The organism is Streptosporangium lutulentum, from assembly GCF_030811455.1.
In the GTDB taxonomy this organism is placed as follows: domain Bacteria; phylum Actinomycetota; class Actinomycetes; order Streptosporangiales; family Streptosporangiaceae; genus Streptosporangium; species Streptosporangium lutulentum.
Window position 1 is genome coordinate 8,429,673 of sequence record NZ_JAUSQU010000001.1, and the last position, 14,916, is coordinate 8,444,588.

Genomic DNA, 14,916 nt, shown 5'->3' on the forward strand with positions numbered 1-14,916 from the left:
CGCGAAGGGCTCAGGAGATCACCGGACTGCGGCGCTCGATGAGGACGACGTCGCGCCAGACGCCGTGGTGGCGGCCGACGCGGATCCGGGTGCCGATCACGCGGAATCCGGCGCGCCGGTGCAGGGCGAGGCTGACGGCGTTCTCGGGGAAGATCCCTGACTGGATCGTCCAGATGCCCGCCGCCTCCGTGGAGGCGATCAGTGCCCGCAGGAGGGCGAGGCCCACCCCGCGGCCCCGGGCGTCGGGGTGGACGTAGACGGAGTGCTCGACGACACCGGCGTAGACGCACCGGCTGGAGACCGCGACCACCGCGCTCCAGCCCACGACCCGCCCGTCGGCGTCGAGGGCGACATGCCGGTGGCCGGGCAGCTTGGTCGCGTCGAACTCCTCCCAGCCGGGGGCGGTGGTCTCGAAGGTCGCCTGCCCGCCGTCGATCCCGAGCCGGTAGATCGCCAGAACCCGCTCGGCGTGCTCGGTGCCCATCGGGACGACGCGAACGCCGGCGGCCGTCATGCCCGGCCGTTCGCGGAAGCGATGAACCGGATCTCCCGGTGGTCATCCACGGCGGTCCTCATGGCCGGTCTCCTCTGTGATGGGGGTCACGTACGCCGCATCCATCGCGAAGCCGCCCGGATCATTCTCCCCTACGGGAAATCACGGAAACCATCCCCCGTACGGCGTGCCGGCCGCCCCCGGGCGGGCAGAGCTCGCGGCGTGTCCGGGCACCCGGTCGAGCCGCGTCGATCGGGACGCTCGCCGACGGTGAGGGCCGCTCCTGGGTGTATCGCGTCCTCCCTACCTGCGGATTTACGACATACCGTGCTGGAATGGACAGTGACAACCTCCTGGGTGAATTCCTGCGCGCCCGGCGTGAGGCCACCACCCCCGCACAGGTGGGGCTGCTGCATTCCGGCCTCCGCTCGGCGCCGGGGCTGCGCCGGGAAGAGGTGGCGATGCTGGCCGGGGTCAGCACCGACTACTACATCCGGCTGGAGCAGGGGTGCGAGCATCATCCGTCCCAGAGGGTGCTCCGCGCCCTGGTGCGGGTCCTGGGTCTCGGCCCTGACGCCGCGGCGGACCTGAGCGGACTCGCCCGGCCTCGGCCGCGGCGCCCCGGAAGGCCCGGCAGGGGGGAGCGGGTCAGCCCGGACCTGCTGCGGCTGATGTCCAGCTGGCCGTACACGCCGGCGCTCGTGTTCGGCCGCCACATGGACGTGCTGGCCGCGAACCCGCTGGCCACGGTCCTCTACGACGGGCTGGAGCACGCGGACAACCTGGCCCGGCTGGTCTTCCTGGACCCCGCCGCGCACGAGTTCTACCGGGACTGGGACGAGGTCGCTCGCTGCAGGGTGGCCCATCTGCGTGCCGCCGCGAGAACGGACCCCGGCGATCCGTACCTGATCGAACTGATCGATGACCTCTCGCTCAACAGCGCGGACTTCCGCCGGCTCTGGGCGTGCCACGACCCCGTCGGCCTGCTCCACGAGGACAGGCATTTCCACCATCGCGAGGTCGGCGACCTGACTCTCAACTGGGAGCTGTTCAACGTCAACAGTGCTCCCGGCCAGCAACTCCTCATCTTTCAGGCCGAGCCCGCCAGTTCCTCCGAGCAGGCCCTGGCCCTGATGGGCAGCCTCGCGATCATGGCGGCATGATGCCCCCCGCCCACCGTGATCACTCGATCCCGGATCGTCGTTGGCGGATATCGGCCGGTTTTAGAGCCCGTACGCCTTTTGTCGATATCTAGCGTTCAGATGACGGATGTGATCGGAAGCAACTGACCCCTATCAGGCCCTCTGCCGCATGATGAGTCGATCGTGGGCAGCACACATCCTGGAAGGAAGACATGGTGACGCTGATCCCGCGCCTGCGTTCGATCCAAGCGCGCTACACGATGACCGCGACGGCGCTTCTGCTGGTCGTGCTCGTCGTGGTGAGCGTGAGCTCCGATCTGGCGATTCGGTACCGGATTCAGGATGACGTCTTCAACGCCTCCGAACGGGTGGCCAGCCAGTGGAGCGCGGCGGTGCGCAACGGCAACATGCCCAGCGTGATCCCCACCTCCGGCGGTGTCGATCTCATCCAGCTGGTGGACTCCCACGGCACCGTGCTGAGCGCGAGCCGGCAGGCGTTGCCCAGGCCGCCGCTGAGCTCGATCCGGCCGCCTGCCGACGACCGGTTCCAGCGGCTGACCAGCGGGGGCGTGATGATGATGGCCATCCGTCTCTCTCCCCTGGTGGACGCCCCGGTCATCTACGCGGGTCAGGAGGAGCCGTCCATCCTGAACAAGCACTATCTGGAGTACTTCCTCACCGCGGGTGCGTTGACCCTGCTGCTGCTGGGGGCCTGGATGACGTGGTGGGGGGTGGGCCGGACGCTGCGTCCGGTGGCGGCGATCCGCGAGCGGATGTCGGAGATCACGGTGAGCGACCTGAGCCTGCGGGTGCCCATGCCGCCGGGCGATGACGAGTTCGCGCTGCTGGCCCGCACCGCCAACCAGACCCTGGAGCGGTTGCAGGAGGCGGTGGAGCAGCAGCGGCAGTTCGCCTCCACCACCTCCCACGAACTGCGCACCCCGATCGCCGGTCTGCGCACGCAACTGGAGGAGGCGCTGCTCTACCCCGACGAGGTCGATTCGTTCGGGAGCATCCAGGGGGCGCTGTCGGCGACCGGCCGGCTGGAGGCGATCGTCAACGACCTGCTGCTGCTGGCCCGGCTGCGCGTCGCCGACCCGGTGCGCGAACGGATCGATCTCGGCAAACTCGTGACCGAGGAGGCGTCGGCCCAGGCCAACGGCGTGCCGGTGTACGTCCGGGCGGCCCCCGGCGTGTGCGTCTACGGCTCGCAGATCAGGTTGATCAGAGTGGTGAACAACCTGCTGAGCAACGCGCGCCGGCACGCCGACACCAGCGTCGAGATCTCCGTCGACTCCGCCGACGGCCAGGCCGTCGTGGCGGTGGTCGACGACGGCGCCGGCGTCGCGCCGGCCGATCGGGAGCGGGTCTTCGAACGCTTCACCCGCCTGGGCGACGGGCGGCGCCGTGATTCCGGGGGCAGCGGGCTCGGCCTGGCCATCTCCCGCGACATCGCGGAAGCCCATCACGGGACCCTGCGGATCGAGGACTCACCGCGCGGCGCCCGGTTCGTCCTGCGGCTGCCGCTCCTGAACCAGAACATCGAGCGAACCGGTGCGATGACCGGGCCGGTGGCGAGGGGCCGTTCCGGACAGGCGGGGGCATCCAGCCCCATCCTGCCGGGAAGCCGCCGGCTGGCGGGGTCATGGTCGAACGGGGAGGGAACCGGCATCCCCCGGCTTTCGTGGAGTCGTCACTTTGACTGACTCACACGCCTCCCGGCGGGGACTGCCGGGCTTGCCCTCGAAGCCGATGAACCACGTGATCGAGCACTACAGCGAGATCGGTCGATGAATCAGGAAACCTTGAGAGAGTCACGTCTGCCCGGTGATCCCGAAGCCGCTTCACGGGCACGTGACGAGGTCCGTGAGTGGCTGGGGTGCGATCATCCGGCTTACGAGAACGTGCGGCTGGCCGTGTCCGAGCTGGTGACCAACGCCGTCCGGCACTCCCGGATGGAACAGGCCGGGGTCGTCGAAAGCGATCCGCTGATCCTCCGGCTGACGGCGCACGACGATCTGCTGCGCGTGGAGGTCACGGACAAGGGCTGGACCATGGGTAATCCGCGCGTCCGCACGGAGCCGGTGCCCCACCTCGCGGAGAGCGGCCGGGGGCTGGCGATCGTCAGCGCGCTCTCGGACGGGAACTGGGGGTACCACTCGCACGGGCCGGGACCCGGCCGGACCGTGTGGTGTGAGATCCCCGCGGCCCCGCTGACCTCCGAAGACCCGTCCGGACTCCTCCCCCGGTTCGGCTGAGGCGGCCCGTCTACCTCAGCGGCGGCACCCGGCGCAGGGTCGTCGCGGTGTTCCGGAAGGCGTCCAGCAGGGGGACGAGCAGTGGGTGACGTTCCGCGCCCCGCCGGACGGCCGCGAAGACGCGGCGCTCCGGCCCCTCGACCGGGCGGATCACCACACCGGACAGGTCGGTGTCGCGCAGGGCGAGCCGCGGGACCATCGCCACCCCGGCCCCGGCTGCGGCCAGGGCGACCACGGCGCTGAAGTCGTCGGAGGAGTGGGCGAACTCGGGGGTGAAACCCGCGTGCTCACAGGCCAGCGCGATCACGTCGTGGCAGGGGTTGCCCGGATAGGGGCCGATCCAGACCTCACCGGCCAGATCGGCGACCGACAGCGTCTCCGCGTCGTGTTCCGGGGCGGGTGACGCGTCGACGGGCGCCGATCTCGCGTCGCGCCCGGGGGCCGCCGGCGTCTGCGCGCCGCCTTCCGGGGCGGGTGCCGGGTTTCCGTCGTGATCCGGGACGGACGCCAGGGGGTGGTCCCGGGGAAGCACCATGTCGAACGGCTCGGAGTAGAGCGGGATCCGGGACAACCGCCGGTCGTCCTCGGCGGGCGCTCCGCGATATTCGACGGCGACGGCGACGTCCACCGCGCCGTCCAGGACCATGGTGAGGCTCTGGTCGCCCTCGGCGTCCAGGACCTTCACCTGGATGCCCGGCTCCTTGATCCGGAGCGTGCCCATCGCGGGCGCCACGACGAGTCCGATCGCGGTGGCGAAGGAGGCCACCTTCACCTCGCCCGCCGTACCGGTCGTGTAGGCGGCGATGTCGGCCCCGGCCCGCTCAAGCTGGGCGAGGACCTCGTTGGTGTGGCCGAGAAGGATCCGGCCGACGGCGGTCAGCCGCACGCCCCGGCCACCGCGCTCCAGCAGGCGGTGGCCCACCTCATGCTCCAGCGCGACGAGCTGCTGGGAGACCGCCGAGGGCGTCAGATGGAGAGCGGCGGCCGCGGCGGTGACCGTCCGATGGTCGGCCACCGCGCGCAGGGTCCTGAGCCTCCGCGTGTCAATCACCCCCCCATTGTCGCGGAGGGGTGAAACCGCTCGTCGTACGGGCTCCGTGACGCCGCCCGCCGTACGGGCGGGGCCCCGGTCACCGTGCGGGCTCCGGGGTGCCGCTCGCCGTACGGGCCGGTGGTTACCCGCGTGCGGCGATGAACGCCTCCACCGCCCGGTCCACGTCCTGGGTGGAGTGAGCCGCCGAGAGCTGGACCCGGATCCGGGCCTGGCCGTTCGGGACCACGGGGTAGGAGAAGCCGATGACGTAGATCCCCTGGTCGAGCAGGCGCTCGGCCATCGCGGAGGCCTCGGCGGCGTCGCCGATCATCACGGGGACGATGGGGTGGTCGCCGGGCAGGATGTCGAACCCGGCCTCGGTCATCTTGGTGCGGAACCGCCCGGTGTTGGCGCGCAGCCGCTCACGGGCCTCGCCGGAGGCGCTGATCAGGTCGAGGACGCGCAGGGAGGCGGCGGCGATCACCGGGGCGAGGGAGTTCGAGAACAGGTAGGGGCGGGAACGCTGGCGGAGCAGCTCGCAGATCTCCTTGCGCGCCGCCACGTAACCGCCGCTGGCCCCGCCGAGCGCCTTGCCGAGCGTGCCGGTGATGATGTCCACCCGGTCCATCACGCCGTGCAGCTCGGGGGTGCCCCGGCCGCCCTCGCCGACGAAGCCGACCGCGTGCGAGTCGTCGACCATGACCATGGCGCCGTAGCGCTCCGCCAGGTCGCAGATCTCGTCCAGCGGCGCGACGTAGCCGTCCATGGAGAAGACGCCGTCGGTGACGATCAGCTTGCGCCGGGCGTCGGCGGCCTCCTTGAGCCTCGCCTCCAGCTCGGCCATGTCACGGTTGGCGTAGCGCAGGCGGCGCGCCTTGCTGAGGCGGATGCCGTCGATGACGCTCGCGTGGTTGAGGGCGTCGGAGATCACCGCGTCGCGGTCGTCGAGCAGCGTCTCGAACACCCCGCCGTTGGCGTCGAAGCACGAGCTGTACAGGACCGTGTCCTCCTGACCGAGGAAGTCCGACAGCCGCGCCTCCAGCTCCTTGTGCACCTCCTGGGTGCCGCAGATGAAGCGGACCGACGCCATGCCGAAGCCCCAGCGGTCCAGCGCCTCCTTGGCGGCGGCCACGACCTCGGGGTGGTCGGCCAGGCCCAGGTAGTTGTTGGCGCAGAAGTTGAGCACCTCCCCGCCGCCGGCGACGGCGATGTCCGCGCGCTGCGGGGTGGTGATGACCCGTTCGGGCTTGAGCAGGCCCGCCGCGGAGATCTCGTCCAGGGTCGTACGGAAGTCGTCGCGAAGATTGTCGAACATCAGGCGGTCCAATCCAAGATGATCTTGCCGGTCTTGCCGCTCGCGGCGGTGTCGAAGGCCGCGTCGAAGTCGCGGTAGGAGAAACGATCGGTGATCACGGGGGAGAGGTCGAGGCCCTTCTCCAGAAGCACCGACATGGCGTACCACGTCTCGTACATCTCCCGGCCGTAGATGCCCTTGATGGTGATCATCGAGGTCACGATCGTCGCGAAGTCGACGGCGAACTCCTCGGCGGGCAGCCCGAGCATGGCGATCTTTCCGCCGTGCGACAGATTGGCGATCATGTCGCGAAGTGCCTGCGGGTGCCCGGACATCTCCAGGCCCACGTCGAAGCCCTCACGCATGCCCAGCCGGTTCATGCCCTCCGTGACCGACGTCTCGGCGACGTTCAGCGCCAGGGTGACCCCGAGCTTGCGGGCCAGATCCAGCCGCTCGTGGCTGACGTCGGTGATGACCACGTTGCGGGCGCCCACGTGCGTGGCCACCGCGGCGGCCATCAGCCCGATCGGCCCGGCACCCGTGATCAGCACGTCCTCGCCGACCATCGGGAACGACAGGGCCGTGTGCACGGCGTTGCCGAACGGGTCGAAGATCGCGGCGACGTCGAGGTCCACCGGCATCCGGTGCACCCAGACGTTGGAGGCCGGAAGCGTCACGTATTCGGCGAAGGCACCGTCCCGGTTCACCCCCAGCCCGATCGTGTTGCGGCACAGGTGACGGCGCCCGGCCATGCAGTTCCGGCACTTGCCGCAGACCAGGTGCCCCTCGCCGCTGACCAGGTCACCGGGCGAGATGTCCTCGACCCCCGGCGCCACCTCGACGACCTCGCCGCAGAACTCGTGCCCGACGATGAGCGGTACCCGCAGTGTCTGCTGCGCCCACGCGTCGAAACTCCGGATGTGCAGGTCCGTGCCGCAGATCCCGGTGCGCAGCACCTTGATCAGAACTTCTCCCGGCCCGACGACCGGTTCCGGCACGTCCACCAACCACAGGCCTGGTTCGGCCCGCTCCTTGACCAGTGCTTTCATCAAAGGTTCCCCCTCGGCTTCGACCTTACGCACTGTGCCCGGTCCGCTCTGAAGGTGTCCATCGCGCTTTTCTTAAGCCTGCCCACAGCGCGGCTTCACACTCCGCCGGTGAGAGTCAGGGTTCGGATGTGGGGCGGATGGACTCAAGGGGACCCTGGTTCATGACGAGCGGCCCACCCGGGACACCGGGTGGGCCGTGAAAGCCGTGCCTCTCAAGCGCGGAAGAGGATCAGGGAGTGGTGCGCTGGCGGTTCTCCTGCAGGTCGGCGAGAGGGTCGGCGTGGGAGGCGGCGGACGAGCCGAGCTGGCGGAGACCGGAGTCGGTCTCGGCGGCCTCGGCCACCGCGTCGGCCGCGGCCTTCTCCGCCTGAGCCGTCTCCCTGGCGGTCGTCTCGCTGACCGCAGGAGCCTCACTGATCTCACGGGTGGCCGGCGAACGGGGAAGGGACTCGGTGAAGGCCTTCGAGACGCCCTGGAGGGCGGAGGTGACCTCGCTGGGAATCACCCAGAACGTGTTGCCCTGACCCTTGGCGAGCTCCGGCAGCACCTGCAGATACTGGTAGGCCAGCAGCTGGGGGTCGGGGTCGTTGCGGTGGACCGCCTGGAAGACCTCGTCGATGGCCTGCGACTGGCCCTGGGCCTTGAGGATCGCGGCGCTGCGGTCACCCTCGGCGCGCAGGATCGCGCTCTGCTTGTCGCCCTCGGCGGTGAGGATCTGCGACTGCCGCTGGCCTTCGGCGTTGAGGATCGCGGCGCGCTTGTCACGCTCGGCGCGCATCTGCTTCTCCATCGCCTCCTTGATGCTCTTGGGCGGGTCGATGGCCTTGATCTCCACCCGGTTCACCCGGATGCCCCACTTGCCGGTCGCCTCGTCCAGCACGCCCCGGAGCTGGCTGTTGATCGTGTCGCGGGAGGTGAGGGTCATCTCCAGGTCCAGCGAGCCGACGACGTTTCGCAGGGTGGTGACCGTGAGCTGCTCGACGGCCTGGATGTAGTTCGCGATCTCGTAGGCCGCGGCCCTGGGGTCGGTGACCTGGAAGTAGAGGACGGTGTCGATCTCGACGACCAGGTTGTCCTCGGTGATCACCGGCTGCGGGCGGAAGGAGACCACCTGCTCACGGAGGTCGATCATCGGGTAGACGCGGTCGATGTAGGGAATCACGAAGTTCAGGCCCGGCTTGAGCGTGCTGTGGTAGCGGCCGAGCCGTTCCACGTTGCGGGCACGGGCCTGAGGGACGATGCGTACCGAACGGATCACCGTGAACACGGCGAACAAGACGATGAGCAGACCGGCAATCAGGAATGCATCCATATGGGTTACTCCCGGGGATATACGAGCGCGGTGGCGCCCTCGATCTCGATTACGTCGACGATCGCTCCCGCTGGAATCACTAGAGTCTCGTCGTAGGCCTTGGCCGACCATTCCTCGCCGCCGATCTGTACCCGGCCCTCCCGGCCGTTCACCTCACGCAGGACGTAGGCGGACTTGCCGACGAGGGCCTGGATTCCGAAGCGCTGGTTCGAGGGCGGCAGTTTGAGGTGTCGTTTGGCGATGGGCCGCACCACGATCACCCCGGCGACCAGGGAGGCCGTGAAGACCAGGAGCTGGAGCGGGATCGGCAGACCGATGACGGCGGCGATGGAGGCGAACAGCGCGGCGCCGCCGATCAGGCCGAGGGCGGTGGTCAAGGTAAAGATCTCCGCTACGCCCAGCACCACCGCGAAAATCAACCAGATGATCCAGTCATCCATGCTCCAGCCCTCCTACTTGTTAAACGGGGCGGGCGTCCAAGAGGTTCCTTCCTCTACCGTATGTCGTTATTCAGATGCCCGTAGGGAGTTGCCGTCACTCGTTAGCGAACCGATTTCGTAAACCGCTCCCGGACCGGTTCCTGACCCGTTCCCGAATCGGTTTCTCTCGCCCTCCCCGGTCCGGTTCGGGGCCCACTTCCGGCATGCGGTGCGACGCTCCTGAGAAATCCGTCCCAGGAGCGTCGGATTGACCACCGATTGTGAAATTCGTAGATGTTCGTCTCCCGGTTGCCCCACCGATGAGCGAGCGGGCGTGTTGAGCCGCGTCGCGGGGCCTATCTGGCGGGTTCGACGGTTCCCGACACCTCGCCCAGAGTGATCACGGTCCCGCCGGGGCCGGGGGCGGTCGCGGTGATCGTGACGGTGTCGCCGTCCTCCAGGAAGGTCCTGGAGGAGCCGTCGGGCAGCTTGAGCGGCTCGGTGCCGTTCCAGGTCAGCTCGATCAGCGATCCCCGCTCGTCAGGCTCGGCGCCGGAGACCGTGCCGCTGGCGTACAGGTCGCCGGTGCGCAGGGACGCGCCGTTGACGGTCATGTGGGCGAGCATCTGGTCGGGTGTCCAGTACATGTCCCGGTACGGCGGGCGGGAGACGACCTCGCCGTTCACCGCGACCTCCAGCCGCAGGTCGAGCCCCCACGGCTCCTGGCGGCGCAGGTAGCCGAGCGGCTCGGGCTCCTGTCTCCTGCCCTCGACGCGCGCCTGCGACAGGGCCGCGAGCGGGGTGATCCACGGGGAGATCGAGGTGGCGAAGGACTTGCCGAGGAAGGGGCCCAGCGGGACGTACTCCCACGCCTGGATGTCCCTGGCGCTCCAGTCGTTGACCAGCGTCACACCGAACACATGGTCCTCGAACCGGCCGGCCCGGTCGCCCAGGGCGGTCGGCGCGCCGACGACGAACCCGAGCTCCGCCTCGATGTCCAGCCTGGCCGAGGGTCCGAAGACCGCCGCGCCGCGCTGCCCGGACGGCCTGACGACCGGGGTTCCTGAGACGACGACGGTCCCGGCCCGGCCGTGGTAGCCGACCGGCAGGTGCCGCCAGTTCGGCTTCAGGGGCTCCTCGTCGGGACGGAACATCCGGCCGAGGTTGGAGGCGTGCTCCAGCGAGCAGTAGAAGTCGACGTAGTCGGCCACCTCGATCGGCAGGTGCAGCGTGACCTGGTCCAGCGGGATCAGGTGCGCCTCGACCGCCGTCCGGTCGGTGCCCAGCTTGTTCTGGATCACGGCCCGGGTGTCCCGCCACGCGGCGGGGCCCCTGGACAGGAAGGCGTTGAGCGAACCGGTGGCGAACACCTCGTCGTGCAGGGCTCCGGCGAGGTCGAGCACGTGGTCGCCGTACCGCACGCCGACGCGGGGGGTCTCACCCTCGTTGCGGGAGAAGACTCCGTAGGGCAGATGCTCCAGGCCCCAAGACATCAGGTGTTCTCCTCTGTCGTGTCGATGCTCGTGGCGGTTTCCCGCTGATTTCGGATGTCCGGGCCCACGGCCTCGGACGGCTCCCGGGCGATCAGACCGAGGGCCGCCAGGTCCTCGATCGGGGTGTTCGTGCTGCACGAGCCGTATGACACCAGCAGCTTCCTGGCGTGCTCGGCGGTGTCCTCCGGTACGGCCCGCGCCAGCCGTACCAGCTCGCCGACATCGGTCAGCTTCAGCACCGGCACCGGGTCGCGGCCCTCGACGGCCGCGCAGACCGCGAGGACCAGGTTGAGGAAGCCGTGCCTGTCCACTCCCAGCGCGGGGTCGAAGTGGCGGACCGCGTTGTGCAGCCCGGCGGTCGCCTTGAAGGGGATCCCGTGCTTCACGCAGTGGGCGATGGCGGCGCCCAGGTCGTGGGCGGTGGGGAAGGCGTCGGCGGTGAGCCCGCCGCAACGGAACTTCAGGCCCGGCCCGGAGGCGTCGTGAGGCGGGGAGTCCGGGTCCGGCGGGGCGGTGTCGAGAGGCGGGGAGTTCAGGCCCGGCTGGGCGGTGTCGCGGGGCGGGGAGTCCGGGTCCGGCCGGGGGTCGTCGTGGGGCGGGGACGCGTGGTTTCCGGGAGGGACCTCCACGAAGAGCCGGGCCCCGCCGGGCAGCAGAGGGGCGAGTCGTCCGGACACGGCGTCGGGTGACTCGCCGGGCGGCTGCCGTACCTCGACCAGCTCGACCGCGAGATCGTCGAGCGGCGGGACGTCCGGGGTGTCCAGGATGAGCCCGAGCCGGATGGGGAAGGTCAGGTGGGCACGGAGTTCCGGCAGGCGGCCGGCCGGGCAGAGAAAGCGATGGGCGAGCACCGGGTTGTTCCCGGCCAGGTCCTTTCTGTGCCGCTCCAGGGCCTCGGCCATCGGCAGGGAGGTCGGGGGGAACAGTCCGGCGTCGTCGACGAGGCCGCGGAAGAGCGCGGCCGGGCTCATGGCCGTCGTGCCGCCGGTGCCTGTCGTTCTCGTGTCCGTCGCCTGGCCCGTCTCCGTCATCGGGCCCACGTCCACGCGTACGCGGAGTCCTCCACCGACAGTCCCGCGGGGCCCAGGTCCAGTGGGCGGAAGGTGTCGACCATCACGGCCAGCTCGCTCGTCTGCGTGTGCCCCTGCCGTACGGCCTCGATAACCGCCTCGACGGCGCCCGGCTGGGGGCCGTGCGTGAACCCGGCAGGGTGCAGGGAGATCGAGCCGACGTCGATGCCCGAGCCCTTGCGCGCGGTGTAGTCGCCGCCCGCGTAGAACATCAGCTCGTCGGAGTCGACGTTGTGGTGGTTGTAGGGGATGGGGACGGCGTCGGGGTGGAAGTCGAGCGGCCGGGGGCAGAACGAGCAGATCACGAAGTTCGGGCCCTCGAAGGTCTGGTGCACCGGCGGCGGGGCGTGGGTGCGCTTCACGATGGGCTCGAAGTCGTTGATGTTGAACGCGTAGGGGTAGAGGCAGCCGTCCCAGCCGACCACGTCGAACGGGTGGTTGCGGTAGACCAGCCGGGTCAGCCCGCCGCGCGTGCGGACCAGCACCGGCACCTCCTCGCCCTCGACGATCAGAGGCTCTCCCGGAGAGCGCAGGTCACGCTCGCAGTAGGGCGCGTGCTCCAGGAACTGGCCGTACTTGGACAGGTAGCGCTTGGGCGGCCGGATGTGTCCCGCGGCCTCGATGGTGAAGGCCGTGACGCGGCCCTGGGGAACCCAGCGGTGGATCGTTCCGGTGGGGATGACGACGTAGTCGCCCTCGCCGGCCTCGATCACCCCGTAGGTCGACTCGAACCTGACCCGGCCCGTGGCGATGTAGACGCACTCGTCGCCCATGGAGTTGCGGTAGAGCTCGCTGGGGGTCTCGGTCGCGGCGTACGACATGCGGACGTCGGCGTTGCCCGCCAGCAGCCCGCGCCCGGTGACCAGGTCGCCGCCGGTCGGCAGGTCCTGGGTGCGGAGGTGGCGGGGGGAGAGCGGCAGGTTGGGGACCAGCGTCGTGGCCTCGGTGGGCGTGACCGCCTCGGCCTTGATGATCGCCGTGGGGAGATGACGGTGGTAGAGCAGGGAGGAGTCGCTGGTGAAGCCCTCCTCGCCCATCAACTCCTCCGCGTACAGCCCGCCGTCGGGCCGCCGGAACTGCACATGTCGCTTGCGGGGAATCTCTCCCACGACGCGGTAGTACGGCATCCGTTTCTCCCCGTTCTGTCCGCTTATCGGACATCAACGTCCTTTATATGAACAACGATCTGCCACGAGCGGGAAGATGTCAAACGTCCGGGAGCCCTCGTCGGGTCTCAGCGCACCTGGTCCGGTCTCACGAATCCGATCCATGAGGCGATCCGTTCTCAGCACCGTCGATCCGCTCGTCACGGGGTCGCCCGTCATTCGATGAAAGTGATGCACGAGCTCATCCGGGCACCCGGCGCGATCACCCTTGGCGGGTACGGTCAGGGCTGTTCAGGCGTTCGTGGGACGAGCAGCCCGCGGTTGAACGCCTCGGTGACGGCGGCGGCGCGGTCGTTCACCCCGAGCTTGGCGTAGATGTTCAGAAGGTGACTCTTGACCGTGGCCTCGGTGATGAACAGCCGATTGGCCGCCTCACGGTTGGTGTTCCCGGCCGCCACGAGCTCTATGACCTCAAGCTCCCGCTGGCTGAGCAGTTGGGGGGCGGGCGTCCTGACCCGGTTCATCAGCCGTGCCGCCACCGAAGGGGAGAGCACGCTCTCGCCCCTGGCGGCGGCCCGCGCGCCTCGCAGCAGGTCCTCCCGAGGGGAGTCCTTGAGCAGGTAGCCGGTCGCGCCCGCCTCGATCGCCGGCAGTACGTGGGTGTCGTTGTCGTAGGTGGTCAGAACCAGCACGCGCGCGGTGACGCCGAGCCTGGTCAGCTCGGTGATCGCGGTCAGCCCGTCCATGCCGGGCATCCGCAGGTCCATCAGGATCACGTCGGGCCGGAGCTCCTGGGCGAGCCGTACGGCCGCGGCGCCGTCCGGTGCCTCGCCCAGCACCTCGAATCCGGGCGCGGAGGCGAACATGCTGCTCAGCCCATCCCTGACGACGGGATGGTCGTCCGCGATCAGCAGCCGGATCGGGGGCTCGGTCGTGTGATCGGTCATGCGTGGCTCCCGGCCGGCAGGGTGGGGACGCAGGCCGAGATCCCGGTGCCGGAGCCGGGCTCCGACTCGATCCGGAGACTCCCGGACAGTCCTTCGACGCGCTGTCGCATGATGGCCAGGCCGAACCCGCCACGGGACGGCTGCCGCGACGCGCCGTTTCCGGCCGTGTCGGCTTCGAGACCCGCGAGATCGAAGCCCCTGCCGTCGTCACGCACGTCCAGCGCCACCTCGTGTTCCAGATAGGACAACGTCACTCCCACCCTGGTCGCGTGCGCGTGTTTGGCCACGTTGGCCAGTGCCTCCTGCGCCGTGCGCAGCAGGGCGAACTCGGTCTCCGGTGCCATCGGCCGCACCGTGCCGGTCGTCGTGACCTGGACGGCGAGTCCGTGCAACGTCGACCACCGGCCGACGACGTCGGTGAGCGCGTCGCTCAGGTGCGCGGTCTCCAGTGACTCGGGCCGGAGCGCGTCGACCGAGCGCCGGGCCTCCGCCAGACTCTCCCTCGCCAGCCCCTTCACGGCCTCGAAGGGGCGGCGCCACGGCGCCGGGACCTCGTGGATCTGCTCGGCGGCCTGGAGCTGCGTGATGATCCCGGTGAGCCCCTGCGCCAGGGTGTCGTGGATCTCGCGAGCCATCCGCTGGCGCTCGTCGAGGACCCCCGCCTCCCTGGCCTGGGCGAGCAGCTGGGCGTGCAGGCCGGCGTTCTCGGCGAGCGACGCCTCCAGCAACCGGTTCGTACGGCTCAGCTCGTCAAGGGCCCGGAGACGCTGCTCCCTCTCCTTCTCGGCGATCTGGAGGAACCAGGCGGTGCCGCACATCATGACGACGTTGACGACAACGATGATCACGGAGATCGTCAGGCCGAGAGCGGTCGTCTTGGGCACGTCGGATGCCTGGGCGGCACCGGCCACGACCGCCACGGCGGCCACGCCCAGCAGCCGCCACGGCCAGCGGAGGATGGTGAAGGCGTAGATGTAGGGGGCGGGGGTGAACAACGCGAACGCCGGGTCCCGCGCCACCAGGACCGCGGTGATCACCAGCAGTCCGGTGAAGAACACCCCCATGATCAGTGGCCGCTCCCACCAGGCGGGGCGCAGGGTGAACATGAGGAGCATCCACCCCGCGGCCACCCCGCACAGGACGAGGTCGACGAGCAGGGAGTCGCCGCCCGCCGACTGCTCCGCGATCACCTTGAAGACGACGAGGGCGGCCAGCAACGTGTACGGCACCACGGTCACCAGCAGAAGGGGGGGGCCGTCCTTGCTTCACGATCCAGGACTCTGGCATCTGCCCGCTCATA

Annotated in this window: 14 protein-coding genes; 3 read left to right on the forward strand and 11 right to left on the reverse strand. The window is 69.7% G+C overall.

The window, feature by feature from the left end; all coding sequences use genetic code 11:
- Positions 1-10: 10 nt before the first annotated feature.
- Positions 11-514, reverse strand: coding sequence for a GNAT family N-acetyltransferase (locus tag J2853_RS38035; RefSeq protein WP_307565910.1), 504 nt, complete (start codon positions 512-514; stop codon positions 11-13).
- Between the two features lie 314 nt (positions 515-828).
- On the opposite strand from J2853_RS38035, the gene J2853_RS38040 reads away from it, so the two are divergent.
- The 3 genes from J2853_RS38040 to J2853_RS38050 all read left to right on the forward strand — a co-directional run bounded on the left by J2853_RS38040 (position 829) and on the right by J2853_RS38050 (position 3,893).
- Positions 829-1,656, forward strand: a complete 828-nt coding sequence (locus J2853_RS38040; protein WP_307565912.1) for a helix-turn-helix transcriptional regulator — start codon at positions 829-831, stop codon at positions 1,654-1,656.
- A gap of 191 nt (positions 1,657-1,847) precedes the next feature.
- A complete protein-coding gene (locus J2853_RS38045) occupies positions 1,848-3,341 on the forward strand; it encodes a sensor histidine kinase (RefSeq protein WP_307565913.1) in 1,494 nt (497 codons plus the stop codon).
- A gap of 99 nt (positions 3,342-3,440) precedes the next feature.
- On the forward strand, positions 3,441-3,893 hold the full coding sequence (locus tag J2853_RS38050) for an ATP-binding protein (protein WP_307565915.1): 453 nt from the start codon (positions 3,441-3,443) through the stop codon (positions 3,891-3,893).
- Positions 3,894-3,903: 10 nt separating this feature from the next.
- Here the strand turns inward: J2853_RS38050 and J2853_RS38055 are convergent, their stop codons facing one another.
- The 10 genes from J2853_RS38055 to J2853_RS38100 all read right to left on the reverse strand — a co-directional run bounded on the left by J2853_RS38055 (position 3,904) and on the right by J2853_RS38100 (position 14,854).
- Positions 3,904-4,944: a LysR family transcriptional regulator gene (locus J2853_RS38055; protein WP_307565917.1), complete on the reverse strand. Its 1,041-nt coding sequence runs from the start codon at positions 4,942-4,944 to the stop codon at positions 3,904-3,906.
- A 124-nt stretch (positions 4,945-5,068) separates the two neighbouring features.
- Positions 5,069-6,241 (reverse strand): glycine C-acetyltransferase, encoded by a 1,173-nt coding sequence (locus J2853_RS38060; RefSeq protein ID WP_307565919.1) that lies wholly within the window; start codon positions 6,239-6,241, stop codon positions 5,069-5,071.
- A complete protein-coding gene (gene tdh / locus J2853_RS38065; protein ID WP_307565921.1) occupies positions 6,241-7,269 on the reverse strand; it encodes an L-threonine 3-dehydrogenase in 1,029 nt (342 codons plus the stop codon). The genes J2853_RS38060 and tdh overlap by 1 nt, the downstream gene beginning before the upstream one ends.
- Positions 7,270-7,498: 229 nt before the next feature.
- Positions 7,499-8,581 (reverse strand): SPFH domain-containing protein, encoded by a 1,083-nt coding sequence (locus J2853_RS38070; RefSeq protein WP_307565922.1) that lies wholly within the window; start codon positions 8,579-8,581, stop codon positions 7,499-7,501.
- A gap of 5 nt (positions 8,582-8,586) precedes the next feature.
- Entirely contained in the window at positions 8,587-9,021 is a 435-nt protein-coding gene (locus J2853_RS38075; protein WP_307565924.1) for an NfeD family protein, read from the reverse strand.
- Between the two features lie 335 nt (positions 9,022-9,356).
- Entirely contained in the window at positions 9,357-10,493 is a 1,137-nt protein-coding gene (gene fahA, locus J2853_RS38080; protein WP_307565926.1) for a fumarylacetoacetase, read from the reverse strand.
- Positions 10,493-11,524, reverse strand: a complete 1,032-nt coding sequence (locus J2853_RS38085; RefSeq protein ID WP_307565927.1) for a hypothetical protein — start codon at positions 11,522-11,524, stop codon at positions 10,493-10,495. The genes fahA and J2853_RS38085 overlap by 1 nt, the downstream gene beginning before the upstream one ends.
- A complete protein-coding gene (locus tag J2853_RS38090) occupies positions 11,521-12,690 on the reverse strand; it encodes a homogentisate 1,2-dioxygenase (RefSeq protein ID WP_307565928.1) in 1,170 nt (389 codons plus the stop codon). The genes J2853_RS38085 and J2853_RS38090 overlap by 4 nt, the downstream gene beginning before the upstream one ends.
- Positions 12,691-12,950: 260 nt before the next feature.
- Entirely contained in the window at positions 12,951-13,616 is a 666-nt protein-coding gene (locus J2853_RS38095; protein WP_307565930.1) for a response regulator, read from the reverse strand.
- The gene (locus J2853_RS38100) at positions 13,613-14,854 is read right to left on the reverse strand and encodes a sensor histidine kinase (protein ID WP_307565932.1); all 1,242 of its coding nucleotides are present in this window, start codon (positions 14,852-14,854) and stop codon (positions 13,613-13,615) included. Before J2853_RS38100 ends, J2853_RS38095 begins: the two co-directional genes overlap by 4 nt.
- Positions 14,855-14,916: the final 62 nt, after the last annotated feature.